This is a genomic window from Pseudomonas guariconensis (assembly GCF_900102675.1).
Taxonomy (GTDB): Bacteria; Pseudomonadota; Gammaproteobacteria; order Pseudomonadales; family Pseudomonadaceae; genus Aquipseudomonas; species Aquipseudomonas guariconensis.
The window spans coordinates 45,881-59,951 of the sequence record NZ_FMYX01000004.1 but is presented as its reverse complement, the minus strand read 5'-3'; the positions used below and the strand labels follow the sequence as shown (position 1 = coordinate 59,951).

Below are 14,071 nucleotides of genomic sequence, written 5' to 3'. Positions count from 1 at the left end.
GAGAACAGCAATGGCAAGTCATGAGCACTATTACGTCCCGGCGCAGAGCAAGTGGCCGATCATCGCGACCATCGGGATGTTCATCACGGTGTTCGGCCTGGGGACCTGGTTCAACGATCTCAAGGCCGGTCACCCCGAGTCCCATGGGCCACTGATCTTCTTCGTCGGCGCGCTGTTTCTGGCCTACATGCTGTTCGGCTGGTTCGGTGCGGTGGTCAAGGAAAGCCACGCCGGGCTCTATAGCGCGCAGATGGACCGCTCGTTCCGCTGGGGCATGAGCTGGTTCATCTTCTCGGAGGTGATGTTCTTCCTGGCGTTCTTCGGCGCGCTGTTCTACGTGCGAGTTCTGGCCGGCCCCTGGCTCGGCGGCGAGGGACACAAGGGCATCGCCCATATGCTGTGGCCAACGTTCGAGTTCGCCTGGCCGTTGTTGCATACACCGGATCCGAAGCTGTTTCCGCCACCGAAGGAAATCATCGATCCGTGGCACCTGCCGCTGATCAACACCATCTTGCTGGTGAGCTCCAGCGTGACCATCACCATCGCCCACCATGCCCTGCGCAAGAACCATCGTGGGCCGCTCAAGCTGTGGCTGGGGCTGACCATCCTGCTGGGCTTGTCGTTCCTGGCGTTGCAGGCCTTCGAGTACCACGAGGCCTATACCGAACTGGGCTTGACGCTGGGTTCAGGGATCTACGGCGCGACCTTCTTCATGCTCACCGGCTTCCACGGTGCCCACGTGACCTTGGGCACGCTGATCCTGATCGTGATGTTCTGCCGCGTGCTACGCGGGCATTTCGATCCGGACAAGCACTTTGGTTTCGAGGCGGCGAGCTGGTACTGGCACTTTGTCGATGTGGTGTGGGTCGGGTTGTTCATCTTCGTGTACGTGCTCTGAACTGAGGGCAACTGCCTTTAGAGAACTCCGACGGACCAGATGGGAGCGGGTGAAAACTTAGAAGGGGGCGTGGGAGACCAGTTGGCCGCTGATCAGGCCCCAGGCCACCAGGGCGATTGTCAAGGTGGCCAGGGTGACTCGCACGGTCAGGGCTTTGAGCAAGCGGGTCGAGTGTTCGTCGTCCTTGACCAGGAACACCAGCCCGCTGAACAGGCTGGCAATGGTGGCCAACAGCATCAGGACAATCGCGGCCTTGAGCATGGCGAAACTCCGGGGGGATGCGGTGATGAAATCAAGTATAGCGATCGACCTGGCGAGGACACGGTGAAGCCGTTTCGCCCAGGCCTGGTACCAACCTTGGTGGTGCTCGCGCTGCTGCCGGGCCTGATCGCGCTCGGCTGTTGGCAACTGGACCGTGCCGATGAAAAACGTGCACTGCTGGCAACCTTCGCCGAACGCAGGATCGAGGCGCCCCTGGCCGGCGGCCAACTGCCACAGGTGGCCAACCCGGCCTATCGTCGCGTGCACCTGTATGGCCGCTTCGATGGTGAACACAGCCTGCTGCTGGACAACAGCATTCGCGACGGCCGGGCGGGTGTGGAGGTGCTGCAACCGTTTCATGACCAGGCCAGCGGCCTGTGGCTGCTGGTCAACCGGGGCTGGCTGCCCTGGCCGGATCGTCGCGAGCCGGTCCGTTTCGAGACACCTGCCCAAGCCTTGGCGCTCGAGGCCTGGGTCTATGTCGCGCCGGGCGCCACCTTCCAGCTGCACCCAGACCCGGTCGGCGGCCAGTGGCCACATCTACTGACCGCCGTCGACCCTGCCCAACTGTGGCAACAGCTCGGCCGTGAGGGTTTTGCCCATGAACTGCGTCTGGAACACGGCCCGGCCAGCTACCGGCTGGACTGGCCGGTGGTCGCCTTGGGTCCGGAAAAACACCTGGGCTACGCCGTGCAGTGGTTCGCCCTGGCCACGGCGCTGGTGCTGCTTTACCTCTACTTCGGCTGGCATGACAAAAAGGAGAACCCCCATGGGCGGCGTAACGAGTCCACTGGACGTGCCTGAACGTGGCAAACCCAGAAGCCGCGGGCGTTTGCAGCTGATCCTGATCCTGTTGGTGGTGTTGGGCCCAATGATCCTGGCCACCAGCATGTACAAGCTGCAGTTCTGGGTGCCAGAGGGGCGCAGCTACCACGGCGAGATGATCGGCAACGGTCAAAGCCGCGCGGATATCGGCATCGATGCCCAGGAGGCACGCTGGCAATTGCTGGTCAGCGCCCCGGCTACCTGCACCGAGGATTGCCAGCGACTGGTCTATCTGGCCCGGCAGATCCAGATTGGCCTGGGCCGCGATGCAAGCCGCGCCAGCCATGCCCTGGCCGCCGCCCAGCCATTGCCCGGCGAATTCCAGGGCACGCTCGAGCGTGAATACCCGCAATTGCAACGTTACCCGCTGGATACCCAGCGTTATGGCCAGAAGGTCGATGTACCCGGTCCGCAGCTGTGGATTGTCGATCCCCACGGCAACCTGGTGCTGCGCTACGACGCCAAGGTCAACGGTAAACAGGTGCTCGACGACCTGCGCCATCTGCTCAAGCTGTCCAACATCGGCTAGGAGGCCGCCATGGCCAGACCCGGATACCGCCTTGCTGTGTTTGCCACCGTGCTGGCGCTGCTGGTCGTGCTGCTCGGTGCTTATACCCGCCTGACCCACGCTGGCCTGGGTTGTCCCGACTGGCCTGGCTGCTACGGCTTCATTGGCGTGCCCAAGACCGAAGCCCAACTGGCACACGCCGAGCTGCGCTTCCCGGACCATCCGGTGGAGGAGGCCAAGGGCTGGGCCGAGATGGTCCACCGCTACTTTGCCGGCACACTGGCGACGGTGATCGCGCTGCTGGCCTTCCAGGCGGTGCGCCGTCATGCCCGGGACGGCCAGCCGTACCGCCTGCCGGTGCTGTTGCTAGGGGTGGTGCTCGCCCAGGCGGCGTTCGGCATGTGGACGGTCACGCTCAAGCTATGGCCGCAGGTGGTCACTGCCCATTTGCTGGGCGGCTTCACCACGCTCAGTCTGCTGTTCCTGCTATCGCTGCGTCTATCTCGCGCGTTTGCGCCGTTGCCCAAGCTGCCTTTGAGCCTGCGTCGGGTGGCGGCGCTGGCGCTGCTGGTGGTGATCGGGCAGATCGCCTTGGGGGGCTGGGTCAGTGCCAACTATGCCGCAGTGGCCTGCATCGATCTGCCCACCTGCCACGGTCAATGGTGGCCGGCGGCGGACTTCAGCAACGGCTTTCACCTGACCCAGCACGTGGGACCCAACTACCTCGGTGGACAACTGGACAGTGATGCCCGCACCGCCATTCACATCAGTCACCGGCTCGGCGCGCTGATGGTCGTTGCGGTGTTGCTGATGTTGAGCTGGAAGCTGCACCGCAACGGTCTCACCGGGCTGGCTCGTCTGGTGCTGCTGGTGCTGGGCGTGCAGGTCAGCCTGGGTATCAGCAACGTACTGTTCCATCTGCCGTTGGGGGTGGCCGTTGCGCACAACGCGGGCGGTGCTCTGTTGCTGCTGAGCATGGTGCTGGTGAATTACCGGATTCGCGTGGTGGACAAGGTCCGTGTTGGCCATGGCTGGCGACTCACACCGGTCACCAGTGCAGGTGGCACCGTGCACACGAGGGCTGACGCGTGGCGACGCTTCTGAGTGAACGCCCGGCGCGAGCCGGGTGGCGCGACTACCTGGAGCTGACCAAGCCCAAGGTGGTGCTCCTGATGCTGATCACCTCGCTGGCGGGAATGTTCTTGGCCACCCGGGCCGGGGTGCCTTGGCCCATCCTGTCGTTCGGCAACCTAGGCATAGCCCTCTGCGCCGGGGGCGCGGCGGTGGTCAACCATGTGGTGGACCGGCGCATCGATGCACTGATGGCCCGTACCCACAAGCGACCGCTGGCTGACGGCCGGGTCGCGCCCTTGCCGGCGCTGGGCTTCGCACTGGCCTTGTCGCTGGCGGGTATGGCCGTGCTGCTGGTCTTCACCAACGCCCTCACCGCCTGGCTCACCCTCGCCTCGTTGCTGGGCTATGCGGTGATTTATACCGGGTTTCTCAAGCGCGCCACGCCGCAGAATATCGTCATCGGTGGCCTGGCGGGTGCAACGCCGCCGTTGCTGGGCTGGGTGGCGGTCAGTGGGCATGTGAGCGCCGAGCCGTTGCTGCTGGTGCTGATCATTTTCGCCTGGACCCCGCCGCACTTCTGGGCCCTGGCCATCCACCGCAAGCAGGAGTACGCCAAGGCGGACATCCCCATGCTGCCGGTGACCCACGGCGAGCGCTACACCAAGCTGCACATTCTGCTCTATACCCTGGTGCTGCTGGCGGTGAGCCTGCTGCCATACGTCATCCACATGAGCGGCCCGCTCTACTTGATCTGTGCCTTGGCCCTGGGCCTGCGCTTTCTCCACTGGGCCTGGGTGTTGTACCGTGGCACCAGGCCGCACGCTGCGATCAAGACCTTCAAGTACTCTATCGGGTACTTGTTCCTGCTGTTCATCGCACTGCTTTTGGACCACTACCTGTTGCCGAACCTATGACCCGAACCCAGAAAACCGTCTTCATCCTCGTCGCCGTCGTCGCCTTGATCCTCGGCCTGACCGTCAACAAGGTGCTCAATGGTCGCAGCGAGGCGAACCCGGCCGAGCTGATCGACGCCGGCATCATTCTGCTACCCCAGAGCCGCACCGTGCCGGACGTGACCATGACCGACCAGGACGGCCGGCCCGTGGCGCTGGATCAGCTCAAGGGCAAGTGGTCGCTGCTGTTCTTCGGCTACACCTACTGCCCCGACATCTGCCCGACTACCCTGGCCCAGTTGCGTCAGGTCAAGAGCGAGTTGCCCAAGGAGGCGCTGGAGCGCTTGCAAGTGGTGTTGGTAAGCGTGGACCCGAACCGGGACACACCGAACCAGCTCAAGCAGTACCTGGGCTATTTCGACAAGGACTTCGTGGGGTTGACGGGGTCGATCGAAGATACCCAGGCGCTGGCCAATGGGCTGAGCATTCCGTTCATTCCGGCTGATACCAGCAAGCCTGGATATACGGTCGATCACAGCGGCAACCTGGCGGTGGTCGGCCCGGATGGTCGCCAGCGTGGTTTCATCCGTGCGCCGATGAACAACCAGAAGCTGGTGGCGCAGCTGCCAGGGTTGGTCAAGCGGGACTGAACCCGCGGCTGAAAAGCTTCGCGGGTAAACCCGCTCCCCCAGGTTCACCGCGGCGTTTTGGCCTGTGGCGTCTCTGTGGGAGCGGGTTTACCCGCGAAACATTCAGCGCGCAGACGGCTTAGAACGCCGGAATCACCGCACCTTTGTACTTCTCGGTGATGAACTGCTTCACCTCGGGCGAGTGCAGGGCGGCAGCCAGTTTCTTGATGGCGTCGGCGTCCTTGTTGTCCGGACGGGCAACCAGGATGTTCACGTAGGGCGAATCGCTGCCTTCGATGACCAGGGCGTCCTTCTCAGGGTTGAGTTTGGCCTCCAGCGCGTAGTTGGTGTTGATCAGCGCCAGGTCGACCTGGGTCAGCACGCGTGGGATGGTGGCCGCCTCCAGCTCGCGGAACTTCAGGCCCTTGTCGTTGCCGGTGATGTCCTTGACGGTCGAGAGGATGTTCTTGTTGTCCTTGAGCTTGATCACACCGGCCTTGTCCAGCAGCAACAGGGCGCGGCCACCGTTGGTGGCATCGTTGGGGATGACCACAGTGGCGCCGGACGGCAGTTCGTCGAGCTTCTTGAGCTTGCTCGAGTAGGCGCCCAGCGGCTCCAGGTGTACGCCGGCGACGCTGACCAGATTCGTGCCCTTGGCCTTGTTGAACTCATCCAGGTACGGCTGGTGCTGGAAGAAGTTGGCGTCCAGGCGCTTTTCGGCCACTTGCACGTTCGGCTGGATGTAGTCGGTGAATTCCTTCACCTTCAGCTCCACCCCTTCCTTGGCCAGTTGCGGCTTCACGAAGTTGAGGATCTCGGCATGCGGAACCGGGGTGGCCGCGACGGTGAGGGACTCGGCGTTGGCCGAGAAGGCCGCGACAGCGGCGACGACAGCAAGCAGCTTCTTCATTGATCACTCCTTGTGAGGGCCGCGACGGCCCCCGAACGGGTCGGCCAGGCCGACCCCATTGGGGTTACTTACGGGAAAAATGCACGACCAGTTTGTCGCCGACACTTTGCAGAACTTGAACCAGGATCAGCAGCAGGATCACGGTGACCACCATCACGTCGGTCTGGAAACGCTGGTAGCCGAAGCGGATGGCCAGGTCGCCCAGACCGCCGGCACCGACCACGCCGGCCATGGCGGTATAGGACACCAGGGTGATGGCAGTGACGGTGATGGCGGCGAAGATGCCTGGCCGGGCTTCGGGCAGCAGGGCATTGGTGATGATCTGGCGGGTGGTGGCGCCCATCGACTGGGTGGCCTCGATGATGCCGCGGTCTACTTCACGCAGGGCGGTTTCCACCAAGCGTGCGAAGAATGGCGTCGCACCCACCACCAGCGGCGGGATTGCACCGGCGACACCCAGCGAAGTGCCGGTGATCAGCACGGTGATCGGGATCATGACGATGAGCAGGATGATGAACGGCAGCGAGCGCAACACGTTGACCACCAGCGATAGCAGCGCATAAACGCCTTTTTGTTCGAACATCTGCCGCGGTCCGCAGAGGAACAGCAGCACGCCCAGGGGCAAGCCCAGCAGCACGGTGAAGAACAGCGAGCCGAACAACATGATCATGGTGTCGATGCTGGCCAGCCAGATTTCGGCCCAGTCGACGTTGGCGAAGAAATTAAGAGCGTCCATCAACGCAGTACCTCCATATGAACATCAGCAGCCTTGAAGCGGGCGAACGCCGCTTCCATGTCGCCGCCAGTGACGGCGAGCGTGAGCTGTCCATAGGGGACGTCCTTGATACGGTCGATACGTCCGGCCAGGATGCTGTAGTCAACGCCAGTCTCCCGGGCCACGGTGCCCAGAAGCGGTGCGTAGGTGGCATCGCCCTGGAAGGTCAGGCGCACGATACGCCCTGGTACGTGGGCGAAGTCATCGCGCTGCTCGCTTTCGTCCACCTGCTCATCTTCCTGGACGAAGCGCTTGGTGGTCGGGTGCTGCGGATGCAGGAACACATCGGCCACCGCGCCTTGCTCGACGATCTGCCCGGCATCCATCACTGCCACGCGGTCGCAGACCCGGCGGATCACGTCCATTTCGTGGGTGATCAGCACGATGGTCAGCTTCAGCTCACGGTTGATCTCGGCCAGCAACTGCAGCACCTGGGCCGTGGTTTGCGGATCCAGAGCGCTGGTGGCCTCGTCGCACAGGAGGATCTTGGGGTTGGTGGACAAGGCACGGGCGATACCCACGCGCTGCTTCTGGCCACCGGAAAGCTGGGCGGGGTACTTCTTGGCGTGGTCCGACAGCCCGACGCGAGCCAGCAGTTCGGTCACACGCTTGTCGATCTCGCTACGCGACAGCTCGCCAGCCAAGGTCAATGGCAGCGCGACGTTGTCGGCGACGGTCTTGGAGGCCAGCAGGTTGAAGTGCTGGAAGATCATCCCGACCTGCTGGCGGAAGCGGCGCAGCTGGTTGGCGTCGAAGGCGGTGACATCTTCACCGTCGACGATGATCTTGCCGCCGCTTGGGGCCTCCAGGCGGTTGATCAGGCGCAGCAAGGTGCTCTTGCCGGCGCCGGAATGCCCGATCAGGCCGAACACCTGGCCATTTTCAATGGTCAGGCTGGTCGGGTTCAGGGCGGGGATATCCCTACCGGCGACGCGGTAGGTCTTGTGGACATGTTGAAACTCGATCACTGAGCGAACCTTGTGGGGCGCATGGAATTTGGGTCAGCGGTTAGCCGGGGTCGCGCATTTTAGCCTTTTCCCATAGTTGTTCTTAGCATTTATTTCGTCATCAACCAATCCGCTGGGCATAACGCGACAACCGGTAATCCGATTGAACGCTCACGGGGCGCCTCCAGTCACTACAGGAACGAGCCCGAACGGGGCGCCTGAAAGCCATGACGAGGAGAACCGACATGCCAAAGACTCCGGATTCGCCCAGGGACAGCCAGCTGGCCGGAACCCACACGCCTGACCGGGCCAACACCAACGCCAAGGTGCAAAGCCTGGAAAGCGTGCGCAGCGATGCCACCGGCCAGGCCCTGCGCACCAATCAAGGTGTGAAGATTGCCGACAACCAGAACACCCTCAAGGCCGGCGTGCGTGGGCCTTCGCTGCTCGAAGACTTCATCATGCGCGAGAAGATCACTCACTTCGACCATGAGCGGATCCCCGAGCGCATCGTCCATGCCCGTGGCACCGGTGCTCATGGCTACTTCCAGAGCTATGGCTGCCACGAGCAGTTGACCAAGGCAGGCTTCCTGCAGGATCCGCAGAAAATCACGCCTGTGTTCGTGCGGTTTTCCACTGTGCAGGGCCCGCGCGGCTCGGGTGACACCGTGCGCGACGTGCGCGGCTTTGCCGTCAAGTTCTACACCGACGAGGGCAACTTCGACCTGGTGGGGAACAACATGCCGGTGTTCTTCATCCAGGATGCGATCAAGTTCCCGGATTTCGTCCATGCGGTGAAACCCGAACCGCACAACGAAGTTCCCACCGGGGCGTCGGCTCACGACACCTTCTGGGATTTCGTCTCACTGGTACCGGAATCGGCGCACATGGTCATGTGGGCGATGTCCGATCGGGCCATTCCGCGCAGCCTGCGCATGATGGAAGGCTTTGGCGTACACACCTTCCGCCTGATCAATGCCCAGGGCGAGGCCACATTCGTGAAGTTCCACTGGAAGCCGCGCCAGGGCGTGCACTCGGTGCTCTGGGACGAGGCGCAGAAACTTGGCGGCAAGGACCCGGACTTCCATCGCCGCGACCTGTGGGAGGCGATCGAGACCGGTGATTATCCCGAGTGGGAGCTGGGCGTGCAGATCGTGCCGGAGGCAGACGAGCACAATTTTGACTTCGACCTGCTCGACCCGACCAAGATCATTCCCGAAGAACTGGTGCCCGTGACGCCGCTGGGCAAGATGGTGCTCAACCGCAATCCGGACAACTTCTTCGCTGAAGTCGAGCAGATCGCCTTCTGTCCCGGGCATATCGTGCCGGGAATCGACTTCACCAACGACCCGTTGCTGCAGGGGCGTCTGTTCTCCTACACCGATACCCAGCTCAGCCGCCTGGGCGGGCCGAACTTCCATGAAATTCCGATCAACCGGCCGATCGTACCCAACCACAGCAGCCAGCGTGATGCCATGCACCGCATGACCATCGACAAGGGGCGTGCCTCCTATGAGCCCAATTCCATCGATGGCGGTTGGCCCAAGGAAACGCCGCCAGCACCCCATGGCGGTGGCTTCGAGAGTTATCAGGAGCGCATCGACGGGCACAAGATCCGTCAGCGTAGCGACTCTTTCAGCGACCATTTCTCCCAGGCGCGGTTGTTCTTCCAGAGCATGAGCCCGACCGAGCAGCAGCACATCATCAAGGCTTACAGCTTCGAGCTGGGCAAGGTCGAGCGCGAGGCGATCCGGGTGCGGGAGGTGAACGAGATCCTGGCCAACATCGACTTGGACCTCGCCGCAGCCGTGGCGACCAACCTCGGCTTGCCGGCGCCCAAGGCCGCAACGGTGCAGGTCAAGGGATCGACGCCAGCGCAATCACCGGCGCTGAGCCAGATGAACCACCCCGGCAGTGTGGGCATCAAGGGACGCAAGATTGCCTTGTTGGTGGCCGATGGGGTGGAAGGCGCCAGTGTCGATCGGCTGGTGAAGGCTTTCGAGGCCCAAAGCGCACGCGTGCTTGTTCTGGGGCCGACGTCGGCGCCGGTGACGACTGCCGAGGGCAAGGCGTTGGCTGTGGATGCCTCCATGGAGGGGATGCCATCGGTAATGATCGATGGATTGTGGGTGCCGGCCGGCAAGGCGGCGCTGGAGGCGCTGGGGAAAAGTGGTTTGGCCAAGCATTATCTGCTTGAGGCCTACAAGCACCTCAAGCCCATGGGAATGGCCAGCGAGGGCAAGGCATTGCTCAATGCCTTGGGCTTGAACGAGGATGCAGGCTTGCTGCTGGGGGATGATCAGCAGGCGGTAGATGCCTTCGTGAAAGCGCTGGAGCAACATCGGGTGTGGGCGCGGGAGGCGGTGGCCGAGGCAATCCCGGCGTAGGCCAGGCTGTGTTTAGCCAGTTCCCGCGCTGTGCGGGAGCTGGCCATGCCTGCGATTGGGGCGCAGCGCGCCCCGCAATGCTCAGGGCTGACGTGGGACCAGCACTACCTGCGCAGGCAGCGAGCGCTGGATTTCATGGCGCTGGTTCAGCTCGAAACCGCTATCGAGCTTGCGCACGCGCTTGTCGAGCAAGGTCTTGAGCCAGGGTGCATCGTCGGTGCGCGGCACCTGAAACACCACATCGCACTGGTAGTTCACCACATCGGCGGCGATATCATCGAGCTGGCGGCGCATGGCGCGGATGTCGGTGGTCTTGAGCGCCACCACGGTGCTCGGCGCACTGGGGTCGATGACGCGGGCCTTGGGCTTGGCCTCGGCGGCCTTGAGCGCGGCCTCGGCCTTTTCAAGTTCGGCCTTGCGCGCCTGGGCCACGGCGTCGCCCCCCGTGACTGCCGGGGCCTGGGGCATCAGCGCGCGGGCACGGGCCAGCGCGGTCGCGGCAGCATTGACGTCGCCCTTCTGCAGCACGATCTGGCTGCGCTGCAGGTAGGCTTCGGCCAGTTGGCGTTGGTACTGCTCAAGGCGTGCGTCGTCTGGCGATTGTGCCTGCAACGCGGCCAACTGGTCTTCAGCGGTGGCCAGCTCATTGCTGGCAATGCTTTGTTGCAGCGCTTGCCAGGCATCGGTCTGGGCAGGCGCGTTCGACTGTTCAGACGGAGTGCTGGAGCAGGCCGCCAAGAACAGGGAAAAAACGGCAACAAGCAGAAAACGGGAGGCGAACGGCTTCATTCCTGCGACTCTCTATTTGCGCAAAAAGCGAGCAAGTCTACACCCTGGTGCGCACGCTCGAAAATAAGTCTTACAGACCCTTTACCTGACAAAAGGTTGCAGGATGCACCTGCGCGCATCCTTAAATTTTCAGCGCTTGGGCAACGCCAGGCTCAGCAAGAATAGCACCGCGGCGCACACCACGATCGACGGGCCGGCCGGGGTGTCCTTGAACCATGACATCGCCAGCCCGCCACAGACGGCGACCACGCCTAACAGGCTGGCGCCCAGGGCCATCTGCTCCGGTGAGCGGGCGTGACGCTGTGCCGCAGCGGCGGGAATGATCAGCAGCGAGGTGATCAGCAGTACACCGACGATCTTCATGGCCACGGCGATGACCACGGCAATCAACAGCATCAAGGCCAGGCGCAGGCTCGCCACCGGCAAGCCTTCGACCATCGCCAGTTCCTCATGTACGGTCACGGCCAGCAGCGGACGCCACAAGGCCGCGAGCAACAGCAGGACCACGACGCTGCCGCCCAGGATCCAGGCCAAGTCGGTGGGGCTGATGGCCAACAGATCGCCAAACAGGTAGGCCATCAGGTCGATGCGCACGTCGTGCATGAAACTCAATGCCACCAGCCCCAGGGACAACGTACTCGGTGCCAGGATGCCAAGCAGGGTGTCGGAGGCCAGCGGCTGGCGTTGTTGCAGGGTGACCAGCAGGATCGCCAGCAATAGGCAGCCGACGGTCACCGCCAGGGCGGGGCTGACATCCAGCGCCAGGCCCAGGGCGACTCCAAGCAATGCCGCGTGGGACAGGGTATCGCCGAAATAAGCCATGCGCCGCCAGACGACGAACGATCCCAAGGGGCCGGCCACCAGGGCCAGGGACAAGCCTGCGAGCAGGGCGTAGAGAAGAAAATCAGCCATGCTTGCAGTGCTCTCCATGAACGTGGGCGCCAGGGGCGATCACCGAGCCGTGCAGGTCGTGGCGGTGATCGTGATGGTGATGGTAGATGGCCAGGCTCGGGGCGTTCTGGCCGAACAGTTCGACGAACGCCGGATCGCCGCTGACCTGCTCCGGATGCCCGGAACAACACACGTGGCGGTTCAGGCACACCACCTGGTCGGTGGTGCTCATGACCAGGTGCAGGTCGTGGGAGACCATCAGCACGCCGCAACCGTGGCGGTCGCGCAGGCGGGTTATCAAGCTGTACAGCTCGGCCTGGCCGGCCACATCCACGCCTTGCACGGGTTCATCGAGCACCAGCAACTCCGGTTCGCGTAGCAGCGCACGAGCCAGCAGCACACGCTGCATCTCGCCGCCGGAGATGGTCTGGATCGGGCTGTCGATCACCTGTTCGGCGCCGACTTCCTGCAAGGCCGCCAGCGCTGCGGCGCGGTCCACTCCCGGTACCAGGCGCAGGAAGCGCAGCACCGACAGCGGCAGGGTGGGGTCGACCTGGATCTTTTGCGGCATGTAGCCGATACGCAGCCGAGGCTTGCGCCAGACCTTGCCACGGTGCGGTTTGAGCAGGCCGAGCACGGCGCGCACCAGCGTGGTCTTGCCGGCGCCGTTGGGGCCGATGAGGGTGACAATCTGGCGAGGTGCCACCGACAGGTCGATGCTGTCGAGCACCGATTCGCCGGCAAAGGTGACGCCGACCTGTTCGAGGCGGATCAACGCGTCGCTCATGCCTGCCCCCGGCAGCTGCCGCACAGGCCGACCACTTCGACGGTCTGCGTTTCGACGGTGAAGCCTACGCCCTTGGCGCTGGTGATGATGGCCTCGCTGATGCTTTGCTGTTCGAGCTCGATGGCCACATGGCAGGCGCGGCAGATCAGGAACTGGCCCTGATGCACGTGCTCGGGGTGGCTGCAGCCGATGAAGGCATTGAGCGAGGCGATGCGGTGGACCAGGCCGTTTTCCAAAAGAAAATCCAAGGCGCGGTACACGGTCGGCGGCGCAGCGCGGCGGCCGTCCTGTTCGCTCAGCACGGCCAGGATGTCGTAGGCACCCAGCGGCTTGTGGCTCTGCCAGACCAGTTCCAGCACCCGGCGGCGCAAGGCGGTCAGGCGCAGGCCCTGGCGTGTGCACAGGGCGTCGGCCTCGGCCAGTGCACTGTGCACGCAGTGGGAATGATCATGAGGACGGTTGGCCAGCGGCGTGATGGACATGGGCGGCGACGGTTCTGGACAGAGACGTTATTATGTTACCTCTTTCTGGCCCGCCGAGTACTCACCGTGTCCCGATTGCTTGCCCTTTTTGTCGCTTTCATCGCCTTCTCGGCCCACGCCGAGGTGCGCGTGTTGACCAGTATCAAACCATTGCAGCAGATCGCCGCGGCGGTCCAGGACGGCGTTGGCAGCCCGGATGTGTTGTTGCCGCCGGGCGCTTCGCCGCATAACTATGCCTTGCGCCCTTCCGATGTGCGGCGCGTGGCCAATGCTGACCTTTTGTATTGGATCGGCCCGGACATGGAAAGCTTCCTGCCCCGGGTGATCAACGGCCGTACCAAGCCTAGCGTTGCGGTGCAGTCGCTCCAAGGCATGCACCTGCGCCATTTTGGCGAGGACAGCCATGCCCATGAGGATGACGGCGATGACCATGATCATGACCACCGCCCGGGCAGCCTGGATGCGCACTTGTGGCTGTCGTCGGCCAACGCGCGGGTGATCGCGGCGAAGATGGCCAGCGACCTGGCCGCCACCGATCCGACGAATGCCGCTCGTTACCAGGCCAACCTCAAGGCCTTCATCGACCGTCTGGATGCCTTGGACCTGCGCATCAAGGCCCGGGTAGCAGGTGTCGAAAGCAAGCCGTACTTCGTGTTCCATGAGGCTTTCGATTACTTCGAGGCGGCATATGGCCTCAAGCACACCGGTGTGTTCAATGTGGCCGCCGAGGTACAGCCGGGCGCGCAGCATGTCGCGGCCATGCGCAAACGCCTGCAGGAAGTGGGCAAGACCTGTGTGTTCAGTGAGCCGCCACTGCGCCCGCGCTTGGCCGAAACACTGACGGCTGGTCTGCCGGTGCGTCTGGCCGAGCTCGATGCCTTGGGAGGGAACGATCCTGTGGATGCCAAAGGCTATGAGCGGTTGCTGGAGAAGCTGGGCAATGAGCTGACGGGGTGCCTGGAGCAGCTGTGAATCGATGGAGGCGTTTTCGCGGGAAAACCCGCTCCTACAGGGA

Annotated in this window: 16 protein-coding genes; 8 read left to right on the top strand and 8 right to left on the bottom strand. The window is 63.4% G+C overall.

What is annotated here, in order from left to right; translation table 11 throughout:
• The first annotated feature begins 10 nt into the window (after positions 1-10).
• Entirely contained in the window at positions 11-898 is an 888-nt protein-coding gene (locus BLS27_RS08135; protein WP_043207681.1) for a cytochrome c oxidase subunit 3, read from the top strand.
• A gap of 57 nt (positions 899-955) precedes the next feature.
• On the opposite strand, the gene BLS27_RS08130 is transcribed toward BLS27_RS08135, so the two are convergent.
• Positions 956-1,159 carry a twin transmembrane helix small protein gene (locus BLS27_RS08130; RefSeq protein ID WP_043207682.1) on the bottom strand — a complete coding sequence of 68 codons (204 nt, stop codon included), beginning with the start codon at positions 1,157-1,159 and terminating at the stop codon, positions 956-958.
• Between the two features lie 63 nt (positions 1,160-1,222).
• Between BLS27_RS08130 and BLS27_RS08125 the strand changes: the two genes are divergently transcribed.
• From BLS27_RS08125 to BLS27_RS08105, 5 genes are read left to right on the top strand one after another with little or no spacing between them, the layout of a single operon-like run.
• Complete coding sequence (locus tag BLS27_RS08125; RefSeq protein ID WP_090344088.1) at positions 1,223-1,963, top strand: SURF1 family protein; 741 nt, start codon at positions 1,223-1,225, stop codon at positions 1,961-1,963.
• Entirely contained in the window at positions 1,929-2,513 is a 585-nt protein-coding gene (locus BLS27_RS08120; RefSeq protein WP_090344086.1) for a hypothetical protein, read from the top strand. The genes BLS27_RS08125 and BLS27_RS08120 overlap by 35 nt, the downstream gene beginning before the upstream one ends.
• A 9-nt stretch (positions 2,514-2,522) precedes the next feature.
• Complete coding sequence (locus tag BLS27_RS08115) at positions 2,523-3,596, top strand: COX15/CtaA family protein (protein ID WP_090344084.1); 1,074 nt, start codon at positions 2,523-2,525, stop codon at positions 3,594-3,596.
• Positions 3,581-4,480 carry a heme o synthase gene (gene cyoE / locus BLS27_RS08110; RefSeq protein ID WP_090344082.1) on the top strand — a complete coding sequence of 300 codons (900 nt, stop codon included), beginning with the start codon at positions 3,581-3,583 and terminating at the stop codon, positions 4,478-4,480. Before BLS27_RS08115 ends, cyoE begins: the two co-directional genes overlap by 16 nt.
• Positions 4,477-5,109 carry an SCO family protein gene (locus tag BLS27_RS08105; protein ID WP_070575736.1) on the top strand — a complete coding sequence of 211 codons (633 nt, stop codon included), beginning with the start codon at positions 4,477-4,479 and terminating at the stop codon, positions 5,107-5,109. Before cyoE ends, BLS27_RS08105 begins: the two co-directional genes overlap by 4 nt.
• Positions 5,110-5,227: 118 nt before the next feature.
• On the opposite strand, the gene BLS27_RS08100 is transcribed toward BLS27_RS08105, so the two are convergent.
• The 3 genes from BLS27_RS08100 to BLS27_RS08090 all read right to left on the bottom strand — a co-directional run bounded on the left by BLS27_RS08100 (position 5,228) and on the right by BLS27_RS08090 (position 7,741).
• Positions 5,228-5,998 carry a MetQ/NlpA family ABC transporter substrate-binding protein gene (locus tag BLS27_RS08100; RefSeq protein WP_043207694.1) on the bottom strand — a complete coding sequence of 257 codons (771 nt, stop codon included), beginning with the start codon at positions 5,996-5,998 and terminating at the stop codon, positions 5,228-5,230.
• 64 nt (positions 5,999-6,062) lie between these two features.
• On the bottom strand, positions 6,063-6,734 hold the full coding sequence (locus BLS27_RS08095; protein ID WP_043207697.1) for a methionine ABC transporter permease: 672 nt from the start codon (positions 6,732-6,734) through the stop codon (positions 6,063-6,065).
• Positions 6,734-7,741 (bottom strand): methionine ABC transporter ATP-binding protein, encoded by a 1,008-nt coding sequence (locus BLS27_RS08090; RefSeq protein WP_043207700.1) that lies wholly within the window; start codon positions 7,739-7,741, stop codon positions 6,734-6,736. Before BLS27_RS08090 ends, BLS27_RS08095 begins: the two co-directional genes overlap by 1 nt.
• A 206-nt stretch (positions 7,742-7,947) precedes the next feature.
• On the opposite strand from BLS27_RS08090, the gene katE reads away from it, so the two are divergent.
• Positions 7,948-10,107, top strand: a complete 2,160-nt coding sequence (katE, locus tag BLS27_RS08085) for a catalase HPII (protein WP_090344080.1) — start codon at positions 7,948-7,950, stop codon at positions 10,105-10,107.
• Between the two features lie 81 nt (positions 10,108-10,188).
• Here katE and BLS27_RS08080 read toward each other — a convergent pair whose 3' ends face one another.
• The 4 genes from BLS27_RS08080 to zur all read right to left on the bottom strand — a co-directional run bounded on the left by BLS27_RS08080 (position 10,189) and on the right by zur (position 13,056).
• Positions 10,189-10,896, bottom strand: a complete 708-nt coding sequence (locus BLS27_RS08080; RefSeq protein ID WP_043207705.1) for a PA5502 family lipoprotein — start codon at positions 10,894-10,896, stop codon at positions 10,189-10,191.
• Between the two features lie 129 nt (positions 10,897-11,025).
• Positions 11,026-11,808, bottom strand: a complete 783-nt coding sequence (gene znuB, locus BLS27_RS08075) for a zinc ABC transporter permease subunit ZnuB (RefSeq protein WP_043207707.1) — start codon at positions 11,806-11,808, stop codon at positions 11,026-11,028.
• Positions 11,801-12,574, bottom strand: a complete 774-nt coding sequence (znuC, locus tag BLS27_RS08070; RefSeq protein ID WP_043207710.1) for a zinc ABC transporter ATP-binding protein ZnuC — start codon at positions 12,572-12,574, stop codon at positions 11,801-11,803. Before znuC ends, znuB begins: the two co-directional genes overlap by 8 nt.
• Complete coding sequence (gene zur / locus BLS27_RS08065; RefSeq protein WP_043207713.1) at positions 12,571-13,056, bottom strand: zinc uptake transcriptional repressor Zur; 486 nt, start codon at positions 13,054-13,056, stop codon at positions 12,571-12,573. The genes znuC and zur overlap by 4 nt, the downstream gene beginning before the upstream one ends.
• A 66-nt stretch (positions 13,057-13,122) precedes the next feature.
• On the opposite strand from zur, the gene BLS27_RS08060 reads away from it, so the two are divergent.
• Complete coding sequence (locus BLS27_RS08060) at positions 13,123-14,028, top strand: zinc ABC transporter substrate-binding protein (RefSeq protein ID WP_090344078.1); 906 nt, start codon at positions 13,123-13,125, stop codon at positions 14,026-14,028.
• Positions 14,029-14,071: the final 43 nt, after the last annotated feature.

What these genes read in the sequence shown, in the direction of transcription:
- BLS27_RS08135 (WP_043207681.1), top strand. Translation starts at nt 11, where the DNA reads ATGGCAAGTCATGAGCACTATTACGTCCCGGCGCAGAGCAAGTGGCCG.
- BLS27_RS08130 (WP_043207682.1), bottom strand. Translation starts at nt 1,159, where the DNA reads ATGCTCAAGGCCGCGATTGTCCTGATGCTGTTGGCCACCATTGCCAGC.
- BLS27_RS08120 (WP_090344086.1), top strand. Translation starts at nt 1,929, where the DNA reads ATGGGCGGCGTAACGAGTCCACTGGACGTGCCTGAACGTGGCAAACCC.
- BLS27_RS08115 (WP_090344084.1), top strand. Translation starts at nt 2,523, where the DNA reads ATGGCCAGACCCGGATACCGCCTTGCTGTGTTTGCCACCGTGCTGGCG.
- BLS27_RS08105 (WP_070575736.1), top strand. Translation starts at nt 4,477, where the DNA reads ATGACCCGAACCCAGAAAACCGTCTTCATCCTCGTCGCCGTCGTCGCC.
- BLS27_RS08100 (WP_043207694.1), bottom strand. Translation starts at nt 5,998, where the DNA reads ATGAAGAAGCTGCTTGCTGTCGTCGCCGCTGTCGCGGCCTTCTCGGCC.
- BLS27_RS08095 (WP_043207697.1), bottom strand. Translation starts at nt 6,734, where the DNA reads ATGGACGCTCTTAATTTCTTCGCCAACGTCGACTGGGCCGAAATCTGG.
- katE (WP_090344080.1), top strand. Translation starts at nt 7,948, where the DNA reads ATGACGAGGAGAACCGACATGCCAAAGACTCCGGATTCGCCCAGGGAC.
- BLS27_RS08080 (WP_043207705.1), bottom strand. Translation starts at nt 10,896, where the DNA reads ATGAAGCCGTTCGCCTCCCGTTTTCTGCTTGTTGCCGTTTTTTCCCTG.
- znuB (WP_043207707.1), bottom strand. Translation starts at nt 11,808, where the DNA reads ATGGCTGATTTTCTTCTCTACGCCCTGCTCGCAGGCTTGTCCCTGGCC.
- znuC (WP_043207710.1), bottom strand. Translation starts at nt 12,574, where the DNA reads ATGAGCGACGCGTTGATCCGCCTCGAACAGGTCGGCGTCACCTTTGCC.
- zur (WP_043207713.1), bottom strand. Translation starts at nt 13,056, where the DNA reads ATGTCCATCACGCCGCTGGCCAACCGTCCTCATGATCATTCCCACTGC.